We start from the raw sequence: 20987 nt of genomic DNA, 5'->3' as shown, positions 1-20987 counted from the left end.
TGCATGGAAGGCGATGCGGCTGAACGGCCACCGACGCTGCTGTCGCGCCTGGTCAAGGGCCTTCTCCTGTGGCTCTATCGCTGGAAGGGCTGGCGGCTGGAGGGCGAGGATTTCATCCCCCCGCGCTGCGTGATCCTGGGCGCGCCGCACACCAGCAACTGGGACTTCGTGTTCTTCCTGGGGGCCACGCATCAGCTGGGCATCGAACCGGCCTTCATGGGCAAGCATGCGCTGTTCAAATGGCCGCTGACGCGCTTCATGTTCGACATGGGCGGGGTGCCGGTCAACCGCAGCACCGGCGGCAACTATGTCGAGGGACTGGTGGCCGAGTTCAAGCGGCGCACCCGGCTGGCGCTGGTGATCGCGCCCGAAGGGACGCGCAGCGCGACCAAGGGCTGGCGATCGGGCTTCTACCACATCGCGCTGGGGGCGGGCGTGCCGATCGTGCCGGCCTGGGTCAACCATGCCACGATGCGCGGCGGGATCGGCCCGGCGCTGATGCCCAGCGGCGATTTCCGGGCCGACATGGCGCGGATCGCGGCGTTCTATCGCTCGGTCCTGCCGGGCCATCCCCGCAACGACGGGATCGAAGCCAACGTGCCGCGTGAAGGAGAAGCCGATGCTTGAAGCCCTGCTGGTCAATGCCGCGGTGGATGTCGGCATGATGCTGGCGCTGTGCTGGGTCGCGGCGCGGATCCGCGACGTGTCGTTCATCGATGCGGTATGGGGCGCCGGCATGGTGGTCATGGCTGCGTCCAGCTGGCTGCAACTGGCCGAGCCCGGCCAGCGCGCTACGCTGCTGCTGGGCATGACCGCGCTGTGGGGGCTGCGGCTGGCGCTGCACCTGTACACCCGCTGGCGCGCCCACGGCGAGGATCCGCGCTATGCCCGCATCCTGGGCAAGGCGAAGGAGCAGGGGCGCTATGGCAGCGCCGCGTTCAAGCTGGTGTTCGGTCCGCAGGCGGTGCTACTGTTCCTGACCTGCCTGCCCGCGCAGCTTGGCGTCCTCGCCAGCGGCGCAGCCGCCGGGCTGGGCCCGCTAGGCTGGGCAGGCACGGCGCTGTGGCTGACGGGCATGGTGTTCGAAACGGTCGGCGATGCGCAGTTGAAGGCGTTCCGCGCCAATCCCGCGAACAAGGGCAAGGTGCTGGATACCGGGCTGTGGCGCTATACCCGCCATCCCAACTATTTCGGCGATACCTGCGTGTGGTGGGGCATCTGGCTGGTTGCGGCCGAAGCCGGCACGGGCGTGGCGCTGGCCAGCCTGATCGGCCCGGTGTTCCTGACCTTCACGCTGACCCGCTGGTCGGGCAAGCCCTTGCTGGAAAAGGGCCTGGCCAAGAGCCGCCGGGGCTATGCCGAATATGTCGCGCGCACCTCGGGCTTCATTCCCTGGCCGCCGCGCCGGGGCTGAGCGTTACTTGCCTGCGCCCGCCCGGTCCTCGGCCGGGACGGGGCGGGGCGGGGTCGCCTTGAGCCAGGCTTCCAGCGCGTCGAGATCGGACAGGCCGATTACCCGGTCGCGCTGGCGGTTGAACAGGCTGAAACTGTCGCCGCCGCCCGCCAGGAAGCTGTTGGTGGTGATGCGATAATTGGCCGCCGGATCGATCGGCTGGCCGTTCAGCGTCATCGCGGTCACCCGGTCGCCCACCGGGCGCGACAGGTCGAAGCGATAGGCGAACCCCGCCGAGGGCGAGAGCGCCTGCTTGGGCTGGTAATCGTCGAAGCCCTGTTCCAGCACCGCCTTCAGTTCCGCGCCGGTCATCGTCTGGGTGACCAGCGTGTTGTTGAACGGCTGGGCGGCATAGATGTCGCCAAAGGTCAGCGAGCCGTCCGCCGCCGGGTTGAGCGGGGCGCGCAGGCCGAACGGGTTCATGAAGGCGATCTGCGCGCCTGCGCCCTGCGTTGCGGCCAGTTGCGCATCGGCGATCAGGTTGCCGAGCGAGCCGCCCTGGTTGCCCAGGCCCCCGCTGGCCCCGCGCGCGACCGGACCGGCCAGCTTGCCCACGGGGCGCAGGCTATAGGCCTTGGCCGCTTCGGTATACTGGCCGACATAGGCCGCGACATCCGGCCGCGCGGTGAAGCGCGGCAGATCGGCGGCATTGTTCACCGGCCCGCGCGGCGAGACATAGGGATCGCCCTGGACCACCACGTTGCGGGCGCGCTTTGATACCACCTTGCCCGCGCGCGGGTCGATTTCCAGCGTGATGTCGGTAATCAGCTGGCCGTAAACCCCGGCGCTGGTCAGCAGGATCGGCTTTGCCGGATTGATCTGGCCGTAATCGCAGACATAGGACCAGTGGGTGTGGCCGGAAACCACCACGTCCACGCCCGGGTCCAGCTGGTCGAGGATCGGCTTGATCTCGCCGGTCAGGTTGGCGCAGCTGCTGGGGTCGGGATTGCCCGAGGTATAGCCGCCCTGGTGGATCAGCACGATCACCGCATCGGCCCCGGCCTGGCGCAGCCGGGGGACCTGGGCGTTGATCGCCGCTGCCTCGTCGCCAAAGGTCAGGCCCTTGATCCCGTCGGGCGACACCAGGTTCGAAGTGTCCTTCAGGGTCAGCCCGATAATGCCGACCTGCACCGCGCTGCGCCCCTTGCCGAAGCTGCGCATGCCGGTGGCGGGGAACAGGGTGGAACCATCGGCCCGCACGGTGCTGGCCGCGAGGTACTTGAACTTCGCGCCTTCGAACCGTTCGATCTGGCAGGGCTTGCGCGCGGTATGCTGGGCGCAGCCGCCGGTCTGCTTGCGCAGCAGTTCCTCGGTCCCCTGGTCGAATTCGTGGTTGCCGACCGCATTGAAATCGAGCCCGATGCGGTTGAGCACCCCGATCGCCGGTTCATCAAGAAAAAGCGACGAGGCGATCTGCGAGGCCCCGGTCAGGTCCCCCGCCGCCACGGTGACGGAGTTGGTGTAATTCTTGCGCACACTTTCCACCGCTGAGGCGAGGAACGCCGCGCCGCCGGCCGGAACGGGGCGGGCGCCGCCCTGGCCATCGGGCACCATCACGGCCGTGCGCGGCGCTTCGATGCTGCCGTGGAAATCGTTGAGGCCGATCACCCCCACGGTCACCGGGGCAGGCCCGCCAGCGCCGGTGCGCGGGCCGCCGGCACAGGCCGCCAGCAACGGCAGCAGCACCAGGGCAGGGACGATTCGGGCGATAGAGCGGGGGCATTGGTTCATCGGGTCTTCCTAGCCGAGTGGCGCATGGCGGCAAGGGGTGCGTATTGTATCGATAAGACAGTTTCTTGAAATTCGCCGCCGCGTGTTTATCTTGATCGACACAAAACTTCGGCGGGAGAGATTTCGTGATGGCGCGGCCGCAGACGGACATCGAAGCCGGACGGGAACAGTTGATCGATCTGGTGATCGGATTGATCGAGGAGCGCGGCTCGACCAGCCTGACCGTGGCCGAACTGGCCGCGCGCGCGCAGATGTCGCCCGCCAACCTCTATCGCTACTTCGACAGCAAGGAGGCCCTGATCGACGCCGTGGCGGAACGGTGGTTCCAGCCCAAGGTCGCGATCATGGAGGACGTGGTTGCCAGCGAATTGCCGCCGCGCCGCAAGATGTACGAATTCTTCGCCCGCCGCTTCGCGCAGATGAAGACGGAATGGGAGCACGACCCGGTGGCCTTCGCCAACTATGTCGAGCTGGGCAAGGAGAACTTCGATCTGGTCCGCTCCTACGTCGACCTTGGCGATCACTACCTGTCGGTGATCATCGGCGAGGCGATGGCCGAGGGGCATTTTTCCGGCCTGTCGATCGACGAGGCGCTGAGCCTGATCAACCAGATGGTCAACTGCTACGTCAACATCGGCGCGATGGAGCAAGTGATGCACCGGCTGACGACTGACAAGCTGGCGCGGATCATCGATGCGGTGTTCGATGGCCTGTCGGCCCAGGATCGCGGGGCCAAGGGGCTTACGGGACTGCGCGCGGCGTAACCCGCGCGGCATAGGGTGCGCGGGCCAGGGCAAAGGCTGCTGCGCTGAGCAGGCAGGGAAGCGGCAGCACCCGGAGCGCTGTGTCGAGCCCCCAATGGTCGGCCAGCCAGCCAACGATCAGCGGCCCAGGCGCCAGCCCGATCAGGTTGTTGGCCAACGCCAGCGTGGCCATGGTCGTGCCGTGGATCGCGCGCGGGGTCATGTTGGCAGCCATCGCTCCGGCAATGCCGGCAACCGCTGCCACGATGAACAGTGCGGCAGCTAGCAGCGCCATTTGCAGCAGGCCGGGCGGGCTGAAAAAGGTTGCAGCAAACAGTGCGGCTGAACCCAGGGCAAACAGCGATGCCAGCTGCGGCTTGATCGCGGGCGCTCCCTTGGCCATGCGGTCGCTGATGATGCCGCAGGTTACCATTCCCGCCGCGCAAACCATCAGGAACAACGCGGTGGCCTTGCCCGCGCGGTCCACCGGCAGGGCATAATAGCGGTTGAGATAACTCGGCAGCCACACTGCCAGAGTGCCGGTGCAGAACATTTGCACGCCCGAGCCGAAATAGGTCAGCCGCAGCGCGGCAGGGCCGAACAATTGCCCCAGCAGGCGGCGCCACACGATCGGTTCCCGCGCCAAAGGACTGCCGATCCGGCTTTCGCGGACCACCAGTAAATAGAGCACCGCCAGCGCCAGCCCGGAATAGCCGATCACTTCAAACGCGGTGCGCCAGCCATGCGTGGCCGCAACCTGGCCGCCCACGGCGACGCCCAGAACCTGTCCGACCATGGTGCCCGCCAGGAAGGCACTTGCGAGGGTGGAGCGCATGTGGATCGGAAACACCGCCAGCACTACCGCGATCCCGACGCTGCCATAGGCTGCTTCGCCCACCCCGACGCAGAGCCGGGCGACGAGCATCTGGCCATAACCCTGCGCCCAGGCCCCGGCGAGGGTCGCCACGCTCCACAGCACTGCCATCGCCGCCAGGCTGCGCACCCGCCCTAACCGGTCGGCAGCCAGCGACAGGGGAAAGGTCAGCAGCCCGACCGCAAGCGAGACGACGCTCGACAGGCTGGCCAGTTCTGCATCGCTCAGCGCCCATTCGGCTTTGAGTAGCGGGTTGACCGCATTCAGCACCTGCCGCGCCATGTAATCCGACATCAGCAGCCCGAAACTGAGCGCAAACACGATCCAGCCATAGGCGGTGGCGCGGTCCGGGCCGGGTTCGTCGCTGATTATCGCCGCACCTGCCACGTCAGAACATCCCCCCGTTGGGGCTGATGATCTGCCCGGCAAGGTAATGGTTGTCCCCCGCCAGATAGACCGCCAGGCCCGCATATTCGGCCATCGTACCCAGTCGGCCGGCGGGGACAAACTGAAACATGCGATTGCGCGATTCCTCGTCCAGCCGGGCCAGGTAATCCTCGAACATCGGCGTCGCGACGCCGCCCGGGGCAATCGCGTTGACGAAGATGTTGGCGCCCGCGACTTCCGAAGCGACAGCGCGGGTGAAGGCCACCACCGCGCCCTTGGTGGCGCTGTAGTGCGGGCTGTGCGCGCTGTACATCGACAGGCCCGCGACCGAGGCCACGTTGACGATCCGGCCATAGCCGCGCGGCTCCATCTGGCGCAGCGCGGCACGCGTGCAGAAGAAGGTGCCGTGGACGTTGACACCCCAGTATTTCAGCCATTCCGCATCGCTCATCGCGCTGGTGAAGCCCAGCGAGGTGCGTGGCACTGGCGTGGTGATATAGGCGTAATGCTTGCTGCGCCGCACCTCGTCATCCGGCCCGCCGGGGACCAGCGCGGCGTTGTTGACCAGCACCTCGACCGGGCCGAGTTCCTGTTCCACCGCCGCGAAGAAGGCATCGACGCTGGCCGAATCGCTGACATCGCAGCGCGCGGCGTAAACCGCGATGCCTTGCGCGCGAAGGTCCGCCGCCGTCGCCGCCAGTTCCGCGTCCAGCACGTCGCACAAGGCGAGGCGACCGCCGGCAGCCCCTAGTGCCGCGGCGATCGCCTGCCCGAGCCCGCGCGCCGCCCCCGTGACGACGCAGACTCTCCCCTCCACTGAACTCACGCGTATTCCCACCGCGGCACGCCGCGCTGGCCCGGCTGGCGATTGGGCGAATAGCCCACCTTCCGCAGCGTCTCGTCGGTCGACTGGTAGAAGGTGCCGATCTGGTAGATCTGCTTGGCTTCCGGCCCGCTGGCCACGTCGCGGTGCAATTCATTCGCGATGCGGACCATCTGTTCGACCTGCTGGACGCTGGTCATGCGTTCGCCCTTGCGGCTCCACAGGTTGTCCTCGATCCCGCAGCGCACGTGCAGGCCCAGCGCAATGGCGATGGCGCTGAACGGGGCGACGTTGCGCATGATCGATTCGATCGTCAGCACCGCGCCATCGGGCACGCGGCGGGCGAATTCGATCAGGTCGGCCGGGTGGGTGCCGGCCGCGCTGCTGCCGATCGCGACATAGTTGAGCACCAGCGGCCCCTGGTAATGGCCCTTGCGGATCAGCCGCTCGACCGTTTCCAGCTGGCTCAGGTCGCCCAGCATGAAGTGCGGCTGGATGCCATTGGCAACCAGTCTCCGAAGGTGTTCCTCCACGAAGGCCGGACCGCTTTCGTAATGCATGTTGCGATAGGCTTCGAACATCGCCGGGTTGGTCAGACTGGTGCCGGCGATATCGCTGGCGTCCATCAGTGCAGAGATGTCCATCTGGTTGGTGTTGATCGCGATGGTCACCTGGTCGGGCTTGGGCTTCAGTTCGGCCAGCATGTGGCGGGTGTCGTCGGACAGCCACTTGGCCTCGGCGCCTTCGCCTTCGGGGGCGAAGCTGATCGAGCCGCCAACCTGGATCAGCATGTCGGGGCAGGCACTGCGGATGCGGTCGATCATCTCGTTGAACATCGACAGGCGCTTCGATCCGCTGCCGTCCGCCTCGCGGCAGTGCAGGTGCAGCACGGTGGCCCCCGCGTTATAGCAATCGACCGCCTTCTGGACCTGGTCGGCCATGGTCACCGGAATGTCTTCGGGAAAGTCGCCCGGCAGCCACTGCGGGCCATAGGGGGCGACCTGGATCACCAGCTTTTCCTGGTTTTCGGGCAGCAGGCTGTCATCAAGGAATTGCATTGCTCAGTCCTCCCTGGCGGCGGGAACAGGCATCCCGCGAGCGTTCATTTCATCGACGAGATGCGGCGTGCCGAGCGCGACCGAATGGATCCCCAGCACGGCGACCAGTTGCAGGACGGCCATGATTTCCTCGGGCGTGACCCCCAGGTCCAGCGCCTTGGCGATGTGCCGCTTGACCCCCGGCGAATACATGTGGGTGCAGCTGGCATCGACCGCGATCGCGATCAGCTCGTAGGTCTTGGGATCGATGATCCCCTTGCGCACCGAATGGGTCCCCATGTCGAGGAACTTTTCCATCCATTCGGCATCAAAGGCAGCGGCCTGGTCCCAGGCCTGGTTCCATTGACCTCCGGTGCGAGCGGCGTCGCTGATCGGCGTCTGGCTCATGGTGCATGCTCTCCCGTCAATGATGCGATCATAGGGCGAGGCGGGATTGCATTATTTATTAATTGCGCCATAAACTTTTGAATATGAGCCAAGCCAGAGGTCTGACCGTGCGCGCCGCCGCCCTGACCGGGCTGGCTGCGCTGTGCCGGTCCTATGGCGTCGATGCCGCGCCGCTGCTGCGCCGCGCGGGGCTTCCCGCCAATGCCGAGGCCACGCCCGACCTGCGCCTGCCGGTCACGGCGGTCAATCTGGCCTTTGAACTGGCCGGGCAGGCCTGCGGGCGGGACGATTTCGGCCTGCGCCTGTCGGAACTGCGCGGTTTTGCCAATCTTGGCCCGATCAGCCTGCTGGCGCGCGACGAACCCACAGTGGGCGCGGCGCTGGCGGCTATCTCCGCCTATTTGCCGCTGCACAACGATGCCCTGGCGATCACGCGCGAACGGTTTGGCGACGTGGTCGTGCTGCGCTCTACCGTGCTGGCACCGGGGCCCAAAGCGCAGGCCACCGACATTGCCGTGGCCATGCAGCACCGCATCCTGCGCCAGTTGACCGGCCCGGCGTGGGAGGCCGAGGAAGTGTGCCTGTCGCGCCCGCGCCCGGTGGACCCGGCCAAGTTTCGCCAGGTGCTGGGGCCGCATGTGCGCTTCGATGCCGATTTCGACGGGATCGTGGTCCGCGCCGAGCTGCTCGAGCGCCCAAACCCGATGGCCGAGGCGGCCTTGCGCCCCTATGCCAGCCAGATGTTGCGGCTGGCCGATCCGGGCATCGGCGAAAGCACCAGCGAGCGGGTGCGCCGCGTGCTGGCCCTGCTGCTGTCGAGCGGACGCTGCACCGCCGGTCATGTCGCCGCGCAGCTTGGCATGTCGCGCCGCACCCTGACCCGTGCGCTGGAAGCGGAAGGCACGCGTTTCCTCGCCCTGCTCGATGCGGAGCGGGCGGAAGTGGCGCAGCGCCACCTGGCGGGGCGGGCGCGTTCGATCGGGCAGATCGCTGAATTGCTGGGCTTTTCCAGCCCGGCCGCGTTCAGCACGTGGTTTCGCGGGCACTTCGGGATGAGCCCGCGGGAGTGGCGCAAGCAAGGCGGCTAACCCGCCAGTTGCCGGATCAGTTCAACCCCTTCATCCCAGGGTCCGAACCCGGCGGGCGGGTTGATGTGACCCACCGCGCCCGCATCGTGCAGGTCCGCGCCCCAGCAGGCAGCCAGTTCCGCCACTTTGTCGAACGCGGCCAGCGGATCGTTGCGGCTGGCGGCGACGATGGCGGGGAAGGGCAGGGGGCTTCGCGGGATCGGGACCCAGCCGTTGGCGGTCAGATCGTCAAAGCTGGGATAGCCCGGCGGCAGCGGGTTCTCGACATCGGCGGGCGTGGCCAGCAACGCGGCCTTGATCGGCCGCGTCGGAGCCAGCGCCCAGTGCGCGACCATCAGGCACCCGGCCGAATGGGCGGCGAGCACCACTTCGCCCGGGATGGCTTGCAAGGCGGCGTCCAGCGCCGCCACCCGCGCCGGGCGAGAGAGGCGGTCGCTGGTCAGCGGCTCGACCGTCACCGCTCCGGGAAAGGCCCGGGCGGCGCGGGTCTGCCAGTGGTCCTCGACGTGGTCGCGCAGACCGGGCACGAAGAGGACCGTCGCGCTCACGCCGCGCGGGCCCGTTCGCGCGGCCAGCGGCGGCCGGGCTTGACGCCGGGCAGCCAGCCGTTCTTCTCCAGCGTTTCCTCGACGCTCGAATAGAAGGTGCCGATCTGGTAGATTTCGCGCGCCTCGCGGCCCGTGGCGATCGGGCGCCACAGTTCCTCGGAAATCCGCACCGCCTTTTCGATCTGCTGGACCGAAGTGGCGCGTTCGCCCTTGCGGCCCCACAGGTTGTCTTCCTGACCCACGCGCACGTGCAGGCCCATCGCGATGCCCATGGTGATCAGCGGGTACATGCTCCGCATCAGCCCTTCGACCGTGCAGACGGCGTTCTGCGGCAGGCGATTGACGAATTCCATCAGGTTGCGCGGGTTGGGGCCATCGTGGCCGCCGCCGATCGCCACCCAGTTGCAGACCATCGGACCCATGTAGTGGCCGCCCCGCACCAGCCGCTCGACCGTTTCCAGATCGCGCGCGCAGCCGACCTGGAAATGGGTCTGGATGCCCGCCGCGGTCAGCCGCTTCATGTGTTCCTTCATGAAGGCCGGGCCGGCGTCGTAATACATCTCGGTATAGGCGTCGCGGTAGGTGTCCCACATCGTGGTCCCCTTGGCGTCGTCCTCGGTGATCAGTTCCATCACGTTCATCTGGTTGGTGTTGACCGCCAGCGTGACCTGATCGGGTGCGGGCTTGAGATCGGCCAGCATGTGGCGCGTATCATCGGACAGCCACATCGCCGCCGCGTCCTCGCTCTTGGGGGCAAAGCTGATCGAACCGCCGACCTGCAACACCATATCGGGCACGGCGGTGCGCAGCCGGTCGAGCATTTCGTTGAACCGGTCGAGGTCCTTGGAGCCCTGGCCGTCCGGTTCGCGCACGTGCAGGTGCAGCACGGTTGCCCCGGCGTTGTAGCAATCGACCGCCTTCTGGACCTGCTCGGCGAAAGACACCGGGATGTCATCGCTGTCCTGGGGCATGAAGCTGGGGGCATAGGGGGCGACCTGGATGACCAGCGGGTCCTGGTTTTCCGGCAGCAGGCTTTCATCGAAGAACTGCATTTTTCCTCTCCTTAGAAGGGTTTGTCGCCAATGATCCCGGCACGCTCCATCTGGCGCACGCAGGGGGGGTAATCCATTACGGCGTAGTGCTGGGTGCAGCGGTTGTCCCAGATCGCCATGGAACCGGGCTGCCAGCGCCAGCGCACCTGGTATTCCGGGATCTGCGCGCGTCCGATCAGGTAGTGCAGCAGCGCCGCGCCGCCGGGGGCATAGTCCTGCCCGTAGCGGACATTGGCGCTGGTGTGGAAATTGGTGAAATGGGTGGTGAAGCCGCAGACATACAGGCTCTTGCGGCCGGTTTCGGGATGGGTGCGGACCACCGGGTGTTCGGCATCGGGGAACCGGGCCTTCAGCGCCGCGCGCTGTTCGTCGCTCATCCTTGCGCCGAAGCTGGCTTCGATCGAGTGGCGGGCCTTGAGGGGCGCGATGGTTTCCTTGATGTGGTCGGCCAGATCATCATAGGCCTTTTCCATGTTGGCCCACATCGTGTCGCCGCCGACCGGCGGGCAGGTGATGCAGCGCAGCACCGCGCCCAGTTGCGGCGTCTCGCGCCAGGTGGTGTCGGCGTGCCACGAATTTTCGTAGAAATCGGGCGGCGAATTCTCGTCCTTGTAGATGCGGACCAGGCCGGGATGGTCGGGATCGCTGCCGGCAACCGGGTGGTCTTCCAACGGGCCGAACCGCTCGGCAAAGGCGACGTGGTCGGCGCGGGAGATGTCCTGACCCCGCAGGAACAGCACCTTGTGTTCCAGCAGCGCCGCCTTGATCGCGCCGAACAACTCGTCATCGCGGGCCGCTTCGGCGAGGTTCACGCCCGACAGTTCCGCGCCGATGTGCTGGGTGAGCTTCTCGACCTTCACAGCACGAACACCGATGAGCCGATGGTCTTGCCGCTTTCGAGGTCGGCGTGGCCCTGCGCGGCCTGGTCCAGTGTATAGCGCTGGCCGATCTCGACCTTGATCCGCCCGGCGGACAGGTGATCGAACCAGAACTGCGCCAGTTCGGCGCGCTCGGCCGGGTCGGCGTAGAAATCGGCAAAGGCGGGGCGGATGAAATAGACCGAGCCTTGCAGCATCAGTTGGAACGCGTCGAGCGGCGGGAACGGGCCAGAGGCCGTGCCGCAGCCGACCAGCACCCCGCGCCGCCGCAGCGATTTGAGCGACCCTTCGAAGGTGTCCTTGCCGACGCTGTCGAACACCGTCTGCACGCCCTCTCCGCCGGTCAGTTCCCTGACCCGCGCCGCCACGTCCTCGCGGCGGTAGCAAATGATCTCGTCGCAGCCCATCGCGCGGGCCTTGGCGGCCTTTTCCTCGGTGCTGACCGTGCCGATCACTCGCAGCCCGATCAGCTTGGCCAGTTGCACCGCGAGCAGCCCCACGCCGCCCGCTGCCGCGTGCAGCATGATCGTATCGCCGGGGCGCAGCCTTGGATCGGCGCGCAGCAGCCAGTAGGTTGCCGACAGGCCGCGCATGGTCGATGCGGCGGCGGTCTCGTAGGAGACGTTGTCCGGCAGCCTGAACAGCGGCGCGGCGGGCATCACGCGCTGCTCGGCATAGGCGCCCAGCGGGCCGCCGTTGTAGCTGACCCGGTCGCCAACGCGGACATTGGTCACCCCTTCGCCCACCGCCAGCACTTCGCCCGCGCCTTCGACGCCGATCCCGCAGGGCGGCTGGACCGGGTAGGTGCCCGAGCGGAAGTAGGTGTCGGCAAAGTTGCAGCCCACCGCGTGGTGGCGGATGCGCACTTCGCCCGGGCCGGGCTCGCCCACCGGCAGATCTTCGAGTTGCAGCACTTCGGGGCCGCCGGTGGTGTGGAAACGAACAGTCTTGACCATGAGTGGCATCCTTCTCCCGCCGCTTGGGATAGGCTCACCACTGCGCCGTCATTTGACCAATCACGACAATTGCTGCACATTTGGCGACATGGAACTGGTCCGCGCCGCGACCCTGACCGGATATTTCGAGACGGCTGCCGCACTGCGGCTCGATCCCGTCCCGCTGCTGCGCCGCGCCGGACTGACCCGCCGGGCGATTGCCGAACCCGACCGGATGATTCCGGCGCGCGCCACCATTGCCCTGCTGGAAGACAGCGCCCGCACCAGTCAGTGCCCGACTTTTGCCCTGCGTATGTCACAGCGCCGCACCGTGGCGGACCTGGGGCTGGTCAGCCTGCTGATCGCCCACCAGCCCAACCTGCGCGAGGCGCTGGCGGTGATGCAGCGCTATCGCAACCGGATCAATTCGACCCTGGTGCTGCAACTCGAGGAGCGCGGCGGGGTAGTGGTGCTGCACGAGAGTTTCGCGCTCAATCCGCCGCTGGTCTCGCGCCAGGCGGACGAGCTGGCGATGGGGGTGATGGCCGGGGTGGGCCAATGGCTGCTGGGTGAGCGCTGGCGGATCGAGGAAGTGCGCTTTGCCCACGCCGCCCCGCCGGTGGGTGAAATGCCGGTCTATCAGCGCAGCTTTGGCGCGCCGGTGCGGTTCGGCAGCGATTTTCTGGGGCTGGTGCTTGATCCGGCAGTGCTGGATCTGCCCAATCCTCGCGCCGATCCGGCTCTGGCCACCCATGCCCGCGCGATGGCCGCCGCGATGATCGAAGACGCGGCCCGGACGATCGAGCAGGAAGTGGAAGAAGCATTGCTGCAGCAGCTGCCCGAAGGCGGGGCCAGCCTGGCAGCCACCGCCCGCGCGCTGGGGCTGCACCCGCGCAGCCTGCAACGCCGGCTGGATGAAGCGGGCCAGCCGTTCGGCGCGCTGCTTGAACGGGTGCGCCGCCAGCAGGCCGCGCGACACCTGGCTAATCCCCGGCTGAGCCTGACTGATGTCGCGGGGCTGACCGGCTATGCCTCGCTCAGCGCCTTTACCCGCTGGTACAGCGCCAGCCACGGGCAACCGCCCAGCTGCGCGCGCGCCTTGCGCAAGGTCAATGCCCCCCGCTGATTCGCTTGCCACCATGCGCGCAAAGGATCACCCTGCCCAGATGACCAAGCCGCTCAACCTCACCTTCCACGGCGCCGCCCGGACCGTCACGGGATCGTGCCACGAATTCGTCCACGATGGCCGGCGCGTGCTGGTCGATTGCGGGATGTTCCAGGGTTCGCGCACGCTGGAAGGGCTGAACGCCGGGGCCTTCGGCTTCAACCCGGCCAAGGTCGACGCCGTGGTGCTGACTCACGCCCACATCGACCATTCCGGGCTGCTGCCCCGGTTGGTGGCCGAAGGCTTCACCGGCAAGATCTGGTGCACCCAGCCGACTGCCGACCTGCTGGAATACATGCTGGCCGATGCGGGCCGTATCCAGGAAGCCGACGTTGCCCGCCGCAACCGCCGCCGCGACCGCGCGGGCGAGGAGGAATTCCAGCCGCTCTATACCGAGGCCGACGCGCTCGCCGCATGGGACCAGTGCGAGGCGGTGGCGCTGGAAGAATGGTTCGAGCCCGCCCCCGGCTTTCGCGCAAGGCTGTGGAACGCGGGGCACATCCTGGGTAGCGCTTCGGCCGAACTGGAAGCGGGCGGGGCGCGGGTGCTGGTATCGGGCGATCTCGGGCCGGACAACAAGGCGTTCCACGCCGATCCGGAAAGCCCGTCCGGGTTCGATTTCGTGCTTTGCGAAAGCACCTATGGCGACCGCGCGCGCGAACCGATCACGATCGAGCAGCGCCGCAAGCTGCTCCATGCCGAAATCCGCGGCGCGCTGACCCGCGGCGGCAACCTGGTGATCCCCACCTTTGCGCTGGAACGCACGCAGGAACTGCTGCTCGACATTGCCGAACTGGTGCGAACTGGCGCGCTGCCCGACGTGCCGGTGTTCATTGACAGCCCGCTGGCGCACAACGCCACCCACGTGTTCGAACGCCACGCCGCCGAACTGGAAGACGTGCATCCCGACTGCACCTTCAAGTGTCCCAACTTCCACTTCACCGAAAGCGTGCAGGAATCGATCCGGCTCAATTCGGTATCGGGCGCGATCATCCTGGCGGCATCGGGGATGTGCGAAGCTGGTCGCATCCGCCATCACCTGGTCCACAACCTGTTCCGGCGGGATTCGACCGTGCTGTTCGTCGGCTACCAGGCGCAGGGCACGCTGGGCCGGGTGATCCTCGAAGGGGCTGAGCGGGTGCGGATCTCCGGGCAGGACATCACCGTGCGCGCCGCGATCCGCCGGATCGACAGCTATTCCGCCCACGCCGACCAGGGCGAGCTGCTCGACTGGATTGCCGAGCGCGCGCCGATCCGGGGCAGCCTGTTCCTGGTACACGGCGAACAGGACGCGCTGGAGGAACTGCGCCGGCTGACCCAGGCACGCCTGCCCGAAGTCCAGGCGGTGCTGCCCGAAATCGGCGAAAGCTATGACCTTGTCGCTGGCCAGCCCGCCAAACGCACCCATACCGGGCGCAGTGACCTGACCCGCGCCGCCGGGCATGACTGGCAGAACAGCTACGCCGATTTCGTCAGCGGGCTGAAGCGCGACCTCGCCCGGATCGACAGCGCCCAGCGCCGCGCCGAAGCGGTCGAAGCGATGCGCAAGGTACTGGAAAGCTACACCGATTTTCGCCACAACCGGAAGGAACACGGCAAGAGGTAACGGCGATGGACCAGCATGAGGGCGCGGCCGATCTGGACAGTTCGCCGCGCACCAAAGTGGGCGTCGCCGTGCTGGTCGTGCTGTTTCATGTCATCGTGGTGCTGGGCCTGATCCGCGCCTTTGCGCCAGATTTCGCGGCCAAGGCGGTTGAAACTGTCGTCTCTACCTTTACCGTCACCATCACCGCGCCGCCGCCGCCCGAACCCGCCAAGGCGCCGGACAAGGCCGGGGCGGCGGGCGATGCGGGCAGGAAGGCGGTGGCGCGCGAAGTGAACGCGGCCAAAGCGAAAGTCGAACTGGCCAAGACGCCCGCGCCGCGCGCCGCCTCGACCGGTGCGGCGAACACCAGCGGGGCGGCCCAGACCGGGGGCGGAACCGGGGCGGGCGGAACCGGCAGCGGCCCGGGCGCAGGCGGTAGCGGCACTGGCGCGGGCGGCGGCGCGGCCAGCAAGGTCCAGCACATCGGCGGCCAGATCAACAACGCGCGCGACTTTCCCGTTCCCCCCGGCGGACGCGAGGAACGGATCGGCAAGGCGGTGATTCTGGCGCTGACCGTTGCCCCATCGGGTCGGGCCACCGCCTGCCGCGTCTACAAGTCGAGCGGTCTGCCCGATACCGATGCGGCTGCCTGCCGGCTGGCGATGGAGCGGCTGCGCTTCAAGCCCGCAACCAATGCGGCGGGCGAACCGGTGACCGCGACCTTCTATTGGCAGCAGAAGTTCTTTTTCTGACCCCGCGCGAGCCCTCACGCGTCTCCCAATCGAGACACACGGCGGCTTTCCGCCTCGCGCGGCATTGACGTGCGCGCCTGCCGCCTCCTACCTGCGATCAAACCCGAATCTTGCTGGAGAGAGCAATGGCCACCACCCATCCCGTCCCCGCCGAATGGGCCCAGCGCGCCTTGATCAACGCCGATGTCTATGCGCAGAAGTATCGCGCCGCGCTGGAAAGCCCGGAAGCGTTCTGGCGCGAGGAGACGGCCCGGCTCGACTGGATCAAGCCGTGGACCAAGCTCAGCCAGTGTTCCTATGACGAGGCGGACTTCGGGATCGAATGGTTCTCCGATGGCACGCTCAACGTCTCGGCCAATTGCCTTGACCGGCACCTGGCCGAACGCGGCGATACCGTGGCGATCATCTGGGAAGGCGATGACAGCGAACACCAGCGCCGGCTGACCTACGCCCAACTGCACGGTGAAGTGTGCAAGATGGCCAATGCGCTGAAGCAGCTGGGCGCGAAGAAGGGTGACCGGATCACCATCTACATGCCGATGATCCCCGAAGCGGCGGTGGCGATGCTGGCCTGCACGCGGATCGGCGCAATCCATTCGATCGTGTTCGGTGGCTTCAGCCCCGAAGCGCTGGCCGGGCGCATCCAGGATTGCGACAGCAACCTGGTGATCACCGCCGATGCCGGGATGCGCGGCGGCAAGCAGGTGCCGCTCAAGGCCAATGTCGATGAAGCGCTGGGTCACTGCCCCTCGGTCAAGGCGGTGCTGACCGTGCGCCACGTGTCGAACCCGGTGACGATGGAGCCAGGCCGCGATCACTGGTGGCACGAGCTGCGCGACAGCGTGAGCGACGATTGCCCTTACGAGGAAATGGGCGCGGAAGACCCGCTGTTCATCCTCTACACCAGCGGTTCCACCGGCAAGCCCAAGGGCGTGCTGCACACCACCGGCGGCTACCTGACCTGGGCGGCGATGACCCACCAGTATGTGTTCGATTACCGCCCCGGCGAAGTGTACTGGTGCGCGGCCGACATCGGCTGGGTGACGGGCCATTCCTATGTCGTCTACGGCCCGCTCGCCAACGGGGCGACCACGGTGATGTTCGAAGGCGTGCCGAACTATCCCACCCACAGCCGGTTCTGGGAAATCGTCGATCGCCATAACGTCGAGATCTTCTATGGCGCGCCCACGGCGCTGCGCGCGCTGATGCGCGAGGGCGACGGCTGGGTGAAGAAGACCAGCCGCAAGAGCCTGCGCCTGCTGGGCAGCGTGGGCGAGCCGATCAACCCCGAGGCCTGGGAATGGTACTGGCGCGTGGTCGGCGATGAACGCTGCCCGATCGTCGATACCTATTGGCAGACCGAAACCGGGGCCTGCATGATGACCCCGCTGCCCGGCGCCCATGCGCTGAAGCCCGGCGCGGCCAGCTTTCCGATGTTCGGGGTGGTGCCGCAGATCGTCGATGGCGATGGCAACGTGCTGGAAGGCGCGACCGAGGGCAACCTGTGCATCACGCAAAGCTGGCCGGGGCAGATGCGCACCGTCTGGGGCGATCACGAACGCTTCTTCCAGACCTATTTCACCACCTATCGCGGCAAGTATTTCACCGGCGACGGGTGCAAGCGTGACGCGGACGGGTACTACTGGATCACCGGCCGCGTCGATGACGTGATCAACGTGTCGGGCCACCGCATGGGCACGGCCGAGGTCGAAAGCGCGCTGGTTGCCCATGCCAAGGTTGCCGAAGCCGCGGTTGTAGGCATGCCGCACGAGATCAAGGGGCAGGGCATCTATGCCTATGTCACCCTGAATGCGGGCGAGGAGCCGAGCGAGGCGATGCGCAAGGAGCTGGTGCAATGGGTCCGCCACGAAATCGGCCCGATCGCCACGCCCGACGTGATCCATTTCGCCCCGGGCCTGCCCAAGACCCGGTCGGGCAAGATCATGCGCCGTATCCTGCGCAAGATCGCGGAAGGCGATGTGTCGAACCTCGGCGATACCAGCACGCTGGCGGATCCCGGCGTGGTCGATGTGCTGCTGACCAGCGGGCGCTGACCCGCTGGATCAGGGCTGCTGCGTGATCCGCAGCATCGACGTGTCGTAGCCCAGCGCCCGCGTCCGCGCGATGATCGCATCGCGCGTGGCCGGGGCGGGCACTGCCTCGCGCGTCAGCAGCCACAGGTAGCGGCCTGACGGTTCGCCGACGATCGACCAGCTGTAATCGTCCGCCCGGTCCAGCACCCAGTAATCGCCATAGAACGGGCCAAAGAAGCTGACCTTCAGCTTAGCGCCGGTGGCCGTGTCGACCACCTTGGCCTTGCCCTTGGCCTGGGTGGTGCGCCCATCGGGCTTGCGGCAGGCATTGAGCACGCTGATCTTGCCGTCTTCGCGCCGGGCATAGTTGGCGCTGACCCCTTCGCAGTCCTTCTGGAAGCCCTGTTCATAGCGCGCCATTTCGTACCAGCGACCCAGGTAGCGATCGAGCTCGACCGGCTTGGCCGGCTGCGGCACCGCCGCGTTGCCGACCGGGTGCTTTGGCCCCAGCGCCGCGCAGCCTTGCAGCAGAACGCCCGCGAAAATCGCAATCAGGATGGGACGGACGGTGGGGGGCAACATGGCAAACTCCGACGTTGGTATTAGCCGGTTGTACTTGAAAGTGATCCCGCTTGGAGCATAGACCAAGGGGCATGATCGCCCAGACCATCCAGCTTGCGCTTGCCCCGGTGTTTGTCCTGGTGGCGATCGGCAACATCATGAACCTGCTGTCCACCCGGCTTGGCCGGATCGTCGACCGGTCGCGCCAGTTGCAGGAACGCCACGTCGAAACCGAAGGGCCGGAACATGACGAGGTGGTGCGCGAAATGCGGGCGATTGCCCAGCGCATCCACCTGATCACCCGCGCGATCTTCCTGCTGGTGCTGTCGGGCCTGGCCATCGGGACGACGGTGGCGGTGTTGTTCCTCGACGAGGTTGCCGGGTTCAAGCTGCCGCTGGTGGCAGCCGGCTTCTTCCTGGTGGCGCTGGCGCTGATGATGGTGGCGCTGCTGCTGTTCCTGGCCGAAACCCGCGTTGCCGCCGCGCAGTTGCGCATTCCGCGCGGCTATCTTGAGCTTGAGCGCGAGCTTTAGCGCCAGCCGTCAGGCCGGGCCCAGCAGCCTCCTGGCCTTGGGTTCCAGCGCCGCCTTGATCATGGGCGCGGCGAACGACAGCGCGGTCGGCAAGTCGAAATTGAAGCTGACACTGCTTTCGCCGATCTCCACTGCGCCGGTGATCTGCTTGCCCATCGCCGAAACCTGAAGTTCCATCCGCTCGGCGCTGGGCCAATGGGTGGTCACTTCGGCCATGCCGGGGGCGATGTTGGCAATCTCTGCCTCATGTTCGCGCAGGCGGCGGCAGGCTTCGGCCTGGCCGAGGCTGTGGGGAAAAGTCAGTTCCATTGGGTCAGTCCACCTTGGCCGCGTCGTCCAGCGCACCGCCATACTTGTAGTCAAGGAAGCGGGTCTGGATCGCCAGATTATCGATCGCCCCGCTGGCCAGCTGGCGGGTCACGCTGTCGATTTCGCCGCTGATCTTGCCCAGGCTTTCGGTCAGCCGCTGATCAGGGGAAGCGCCGCCATTGGCCTCGCCGCGCAAGTGGCGCGGGATGCTGGTATAGGTGGAAACCAGCCCGGGCAGGTGTTCGCCCACCAGCTTGCGCACTTCGCGCGCGGCGGGTGCGGCCTCGTCCAGTCCGTCAAGCTGCTGGCCCAGCGCGTCAAGCTGCAGCCCGATCTGGTCAACCAGCCGCACCGCCGGAGCGGGCAGTGCCGGGCGCTGGCTTTCCAGCCACATTTCGGTTCGCCCGACCAGCGAGCGGGTATCGCCCTGGCCAAGCGATTCAAGCGTCGGCACTTTCATCTTCGGGAACGAGGAGAATACCCCCGCCGCGACGACAATCGCCAGCATGGTGACGATCACGCCGGTCCAGCCGATCCCGTCGAGCACCAGTCCGGCAACCATCGCGGCAAAGATCACCCCGGCCACCGCCAGCAGCACCCGCACCAGCTTGCGGAAGGCATGTTCGCGCTTGAGCGCGGCCGAGCGGCGGCCGATCGAGCCGGCCCGCCGCCCGCCGGCGCGCTGGTTGGATAGCGACTGGCGCGCCTGCCGCAGGATCAGGTCAGACTGGTTGGCTTCTCCGGCCATGCGCGGATCAGCCCTCCAGGCTCAGCAGGCTGGGGGCATCGCCCGCCTTGGCCGCCTGGGCGGCGCCTTCGGCGCGGGCGATATAGCCGCGCGACTTTTCCACTTCGGCGGTCAGCGTGGTTACCGTCTGCTTCATGCTGTCCAGCGCCTTGACCTTGAACGTGTCGATGTTGTCCATCGTGTCATAGATGTTCTGGAAGGCGCGCTGCAGCGTTTCCACGGGGATCGTGCTGGATGCGGCCTGTTCGTGGATCTTGCCGGTCTGGTCGCGCAGCAGCTGGCTGGTGGAATCGATCAGCCCGGCAGTGGTGTCGTTCAGCGCGGTGATCTGGCTCAGTACCAGTCGCTGGTTGTACATCGCCTGGGCCACGGTCACCGCAGTGCGCAGCGCGCCCACGGTGGTGGTGCTGGCGCGGTCCACGCCCTTGACCAGTTCGACGTTGTTCTTCTTGACCAGGTCCAGCGCCAGGTAACCCTGCACGGTCACCGCCATCTGCGTCAGCAGGTCCTGCGTGCGCTGACGGACATAGAACAGCGCGCTTTCGCGGATCGCCTTGGCCTTGGCCGCGTCGGTCGCGTCCAGCTCGTTCGCCTTGTCTTCCAGCCTGGTGTCCAGCGTGCGGCTGATGTGGATCATCTGCTCAAGGTTGCCCATGGCTTCCCACAGCTTCTGGCGTTCCACGTCGATCGCGGCGTTGTCCATCAGCAGCTCGTCCTTGCCCGAGGCGAGGTGGCCGAGGATGCCCTGGATGTGCCCCTGCGCGCTTTCATAGGACTGGAAGTAGCGCTTCACCGTGTTGCCGAATGGGATGAAGCCCAGGATCTTGCGCCCGGTGGACAGCTGGCCTTTCTTGCCGGGGTCCAGTTCCTCGACCACCTTGCGCAGTTCCGCCAGGTTGGCGCCGACGCCCGAATCCTTGTCCATCGCCCGCACCGGCCGGTCGAGAAAGCGGTTCGACATCGCGGCGGCGGCGGCAATTTCCTTGCGGCCCATGTTGGTCAGCTGATCGACCCGCTTGCCGAATTCGGGCGAATTGGCGTCCTGCGCGACCAGTTCGTTGACGAAGGCATCGACCTTGGTCTGCAGCTTGTTCTTGTTGTCATCCGACACGGGCACCAGCCCCACGGCCTGTTCCGGCGCGATCACCGGCACCGGCTCGGGCGGGGTCAGGGTGATGGCGGGAGCGGCAGTCTGATCAGGCGTATTGGCCATGGCGTCTGTTCCGTACTTTCTTCTCGAGCGGATATGTTGTGTGCGACACGATCGAGTTCAAGCTGTGTTATCGAAATAAGACAGGGCTCGCAAGCATGATGCTGCGCAAGCCGATGAAAAGGCCCAAGCAA

Annotated in this window: 22 protein-coding genes; 9 read left to right on the top strand and 13 right to left on the bottom strand. The window is 66.8% G+C overall.

Annotated elements, in window-relative coordinates; translation table 11 throughout:
* The first annotated feature begins 3 nt into the window (after positions 1-3).
* Complete coding sequence (locus ACE3N9_RS09915; RefSeq protein WP_374283372.1) at positions 4-627, top strand: lysophospholipid acyltransferase family protein; 624 nt, start codon at positions 4-6, stop codon at positions 625-627.
* Positions 620-1414: a DUF1295 domain-containing protein gene (locus tag ACE3N9_RS09910; RefSeq protein WP_374283370.1), complete on the top strand. Its 795-nt coding sequence runs from the start codon at positions 620-622 to the stop codon at positions 1412-1414. The genes ACE3N9_RS09915 and ACE3N9_RS09910 overlap by 8 nt, the downstream gene beginning before the upstream one ends.
* A gap of 3 nt (positions 1415-1417) precedes the next feature.
* Here the strand turns inward: ACE3N9_RS09910 and ACE3N9_RS09905 are convergent, their stop codons facing one another.
* Complete coding sequence (locus ACE3N9_RS09905) at positions 1418-3184, bottom strand: bifunctional UDP-sugar hydrolase/5'-nucleotidase (protein ID WP_374283368.1); 1767 nt, start codon at positions 3182-3184, stop codon at positions 1418-1420.
* 128 nt (positions 3185-3312) lie between these two features.
* Between ACE3N9_RS09905 and ACE3N9_RS09900 the strand changes: the two genes are divergently transcribed.
* Positions 3313-3948 (top strand): TetR/AcrR family transcriptional regulator, encoded by a 636-nt coding sequence (locus ACE3N9_RS09900; protein WP_374283366.1) that lies wholly within the window; start codon positions 3313-3315, stop codon positions 3946-3948.
* On the opposite strand, the gene ACE3N9_RS09895 is transcribed toward ACE3N9_RS09900, so the two are convergent.
* Genes ACE3N9_RS09895 through ACE3N9_RS09880 form a run of 4 tightly spaced genes read right to left on the bottom strand, consistent with a single transcriptional unit; the run spans position 3926 to position 7456 of the window.
* The gene (locus tag ACE3N9_RS09895) at positions 3926-5188 is read right to left on the bottom strand and encodes an MFS transporter (protein WP_374283364.1); all 1263 of its coding nucleotides are present in this window, start codon (positions 5186-5188) and stop codon (positions 3926-3928) included. The genes ACE3N9_RS09900 and ACE3N9_RS09895 overlap by 23 nt on opposite strands.
* 1 nt (position 5189) lies before the next feature.
* Positions 5190-6014: an SDR family NAD(P)-dependent oxidoreductase gene (locus ACE3N9_RS09890; protein WP_374283362.1), complete on the bottom strand. Its 825-nt coding sequence runs from the start codon at positions 6012-6014 to the stop codon at positions 5190-5192.
* On the bottom strand, positions 6011-7069 hold the full coding sequence (locus ACE3N9_RS09885; RefSeq protein WP_374283360.1) for a 3-keto-5-aminohexanoate cleavage protein: 1059 nt from the start codon (positions 7067-7069) through the stop codon (positions 6011-6013). Before ACE3N9_RS09885 ends, ACE3N9_RS09890 begins: the two co-directional genes overlap by 4 nt.
* A 3-nt stretch (positions 7070-7072) precedes the next feature.
* Positions 7073-7456, bottom strand: a complete 384-nt coding sequence (locus ACE3N9_RS09880; RefSeq protein ID WP_374283358.1) for a carboxymuconolactone decarboxylase family protein — start codon at positions 7454-7456, stop codon at positions 7073-7075.
* Between the two features lie 83 nt (positions 7457-7539).
* Between ACE3N9_RS09880 and ACE3N9_RS09875 the strand changes: the two genes are divergently transcribed.
* Complete coding sequence (locus ACE3N9_RS09875; RefSeq protein ID WP_374283356.1) at positions 7540-8544, top strand: AraC family transcriptional regulator; 1005 nt, start codon at positions 7540-7542, stop codon at positions 8542-8544.
* Here the strand turns inward: ACE3N9_RS09875 and ACE3N9_RS09870 are convergent.
* The 4 genes from ACE3N9_RS09870 to ACE3N9_RS09855 are packed head-to-tail and all read right to left on the bottom strand — an operon-like array spanning position 8541 to position 11978.
* Complete coding sequence (locus ACE3N9_RS09870; RefSeq protein WP_374283354.1) at positions 8541-9092, bottom strand: RBBP9/YdeN family alpha/beta hydrolase; 552 nt, start codon at positions 9090-9092, stop codon at positions 8541-8543. The two genes, ACE3N9_RS09875 and ACE3N9_RS09870, sit on opposite strands and share 4 nt — an antisense overlap.
* On the bottom strand, positions 9089-10144 hold the full coding sequence (locus tag ACE3N9_RS09865; RefSeq protein ID WP_374283352.1) for a 3-keto-5-aminohexanoate cleavage protein: 1056 nt from the start codon (positions 10142-10144) through the stop codon (positions 9089-9091). Before ACE3N9_RS09865 ends, ACE3N9_RS09870 begins: the two co-directional genes overlap by 4 nt.
* Positions 10145-10155: 11 nt before the next feature.
* Entirely contained in the window at positions 10156-11004 is an 849-nt protein-coding gene (locus ACE3N9_RS09860) for a TauD/TfdA dioxygenase family protein (protein WP_374283350.1), read from the bottom strand.
* On the bottom strand, positions 11001-11978 hold the full coding sequence (locus ACE3N9_RS09855; RefSeq protein WP_374283348.1) for a quinone oxidoreductase: 978 nt from the start codon (positions 11976-11978) through the stop codon (positions 11001-11003). Before ACE3N9_RS09855 ends, ACE3N9_RS09860 begins: the two co-directional genes overlap by 4 nt.
* Positions 11979-12066: 88 nt before the next feature.
* Here ACE3N9_RS09855 and ACE3N9_RS09850 point away from each other — a divergent pair, with 88 nt between their 5' ends.
* From ACE3N9_RS09850 to acs, 4 genes are all read left to right on the top strand, one after another.
* Positions 12067-13083, top strand: a complete 1017-nt coding sequence (locus tag ACE3N9_RS09850) for an AraC family transcriptional regulator (RefSeq protein ID WP_374283346.1) — start codon at positions 12067-12069, stop codon at positions 13081-13083.
* Positions 13084-13123: 40 nt separating this feature from the next.
* Positions 13124-14728 carry an MBL fold metallo-hydrolase gene (locus ACE3N9_RS09845; RefSeq protein WP_374283343.1) on the top strand — a complete coding sequence of 535 codons (1605 nt, stop codon included), beginning with the start codon at positions 13124-13126 and terminating at the stop codon, positions 14726-14728.
* A gap of 5 nt (positions 14729-14733) precedes the next feature.
* Complete coding sequence (locus tag ACE3N9_RS09840; RefSeq protein ID WP_374283341.1) at positions 14734-15459, top strand: energy transducer TonB; 726 nt, start codon at positions 14734-14736, stop codon at positions 15457-15459.
* Positions 15460-15584: 125 nt separating this feature from the next.
* Complete coding sequence (gene acs / locus ACE3N9_RS09835; RefSeq protein WP_374283339.1) at positions 15585-17513, top strand: acetate--CoA ligase; 1929 nt, start codon at positions 15585-15587, stop codon at positions 17511-17513.
* A 9-nt stretch (positions 17514-17522) separates the two neighbouring features.
* On the opposite strand, the gene ACE3N9_RS09830 is transcribed toward acs, so the two are convergent.
* Complete coding sequence (locus ACE3N9_RS09830) at positions 17523-18074, bottom strand: lipocalin family protein (RefSeq protein ID WP_374283337.1); 552 nt, start codon at positions 18072-18074, stop codon at positions 17523-17525.
* 71 nt (positions 18075-18145) lie between these two features.
* On the opposite strand from ACE3N9_RS09830, the gene ACE3N9_RS09825 reads away from it, so the two are divergent.
* The gene (locus ACE3N9_RS09825) at positions 18146-18586 is read left to right on the top strand and encodes a DUF2721 domain-containing protein (RefSeq protein WP_374283335.1); all 441 of its coding nucleotides are present in this window, start codon (positions 18146-18148) and stop codon (positions 18584-18586) included.
* Between the two features lie 9 nt (positions 18587-18595).
* Here ACE3N9_RS09825 and ACE3N9_RS09820 read toward each other — a convergent pair whose 3' ends face one another.
* Genes ACE3N9_RS09820 through ACE3N9_RS09810 form a run of 3 tightly spaced genes read right to left on the bottom strand, consistent with a single transcriptional unit; the run spans position 18596 to position 20856 of the window.
* Positions 18596-18895, bottom strand: coding sequence for a polyhydroxyalkanoic acid system family protein (locus ACE3N9_RS09820; protein ID WP_374283333.1), 300 nt, complete (start codon positions 18893-18895; stop codon positions 18596-18598).
* Positions 18896-18899: 4 nt separating this feature from the next.
* The gene (locus ACE3N9_RS09815) at positions 18900-19643 is read right to left on the bottom strand and encodes a hypothetical protein (RefSeq protein ID WP_374283332.1); all 744 of its coding nucleotides are present in this window, start codon (positions 19641-19643) and stop codon (positions 18900-18902) included.
* Positions 19644-19650: 7 nt separating this feature from the next.
* Positions 19651-20856: a toxic anion resistance protein gene (locus ACE3N9_RS09810; RefSeq protein ID WP_374283330.1), complete on the bottom strand. Its 1206-nt coding sequence runs from the start codon at positions 20854-20856 to the stop codon at positions 19651-19653.
* Positions 20857-20987 lie beyond the last annotated feature (131 nt).

The organism is Novosphingobium sp. (assembly GCF_041905565.1).
Taxonomy (GTDB): Bacteria; Pseudomonadota; Alphaproteobacteria; order Sphingomonadales; family Sphingomonadaceae; genus Novosphingobium.
This window is presented reverse-complemented; position numbering and strand designations above follow the sequence as displayed.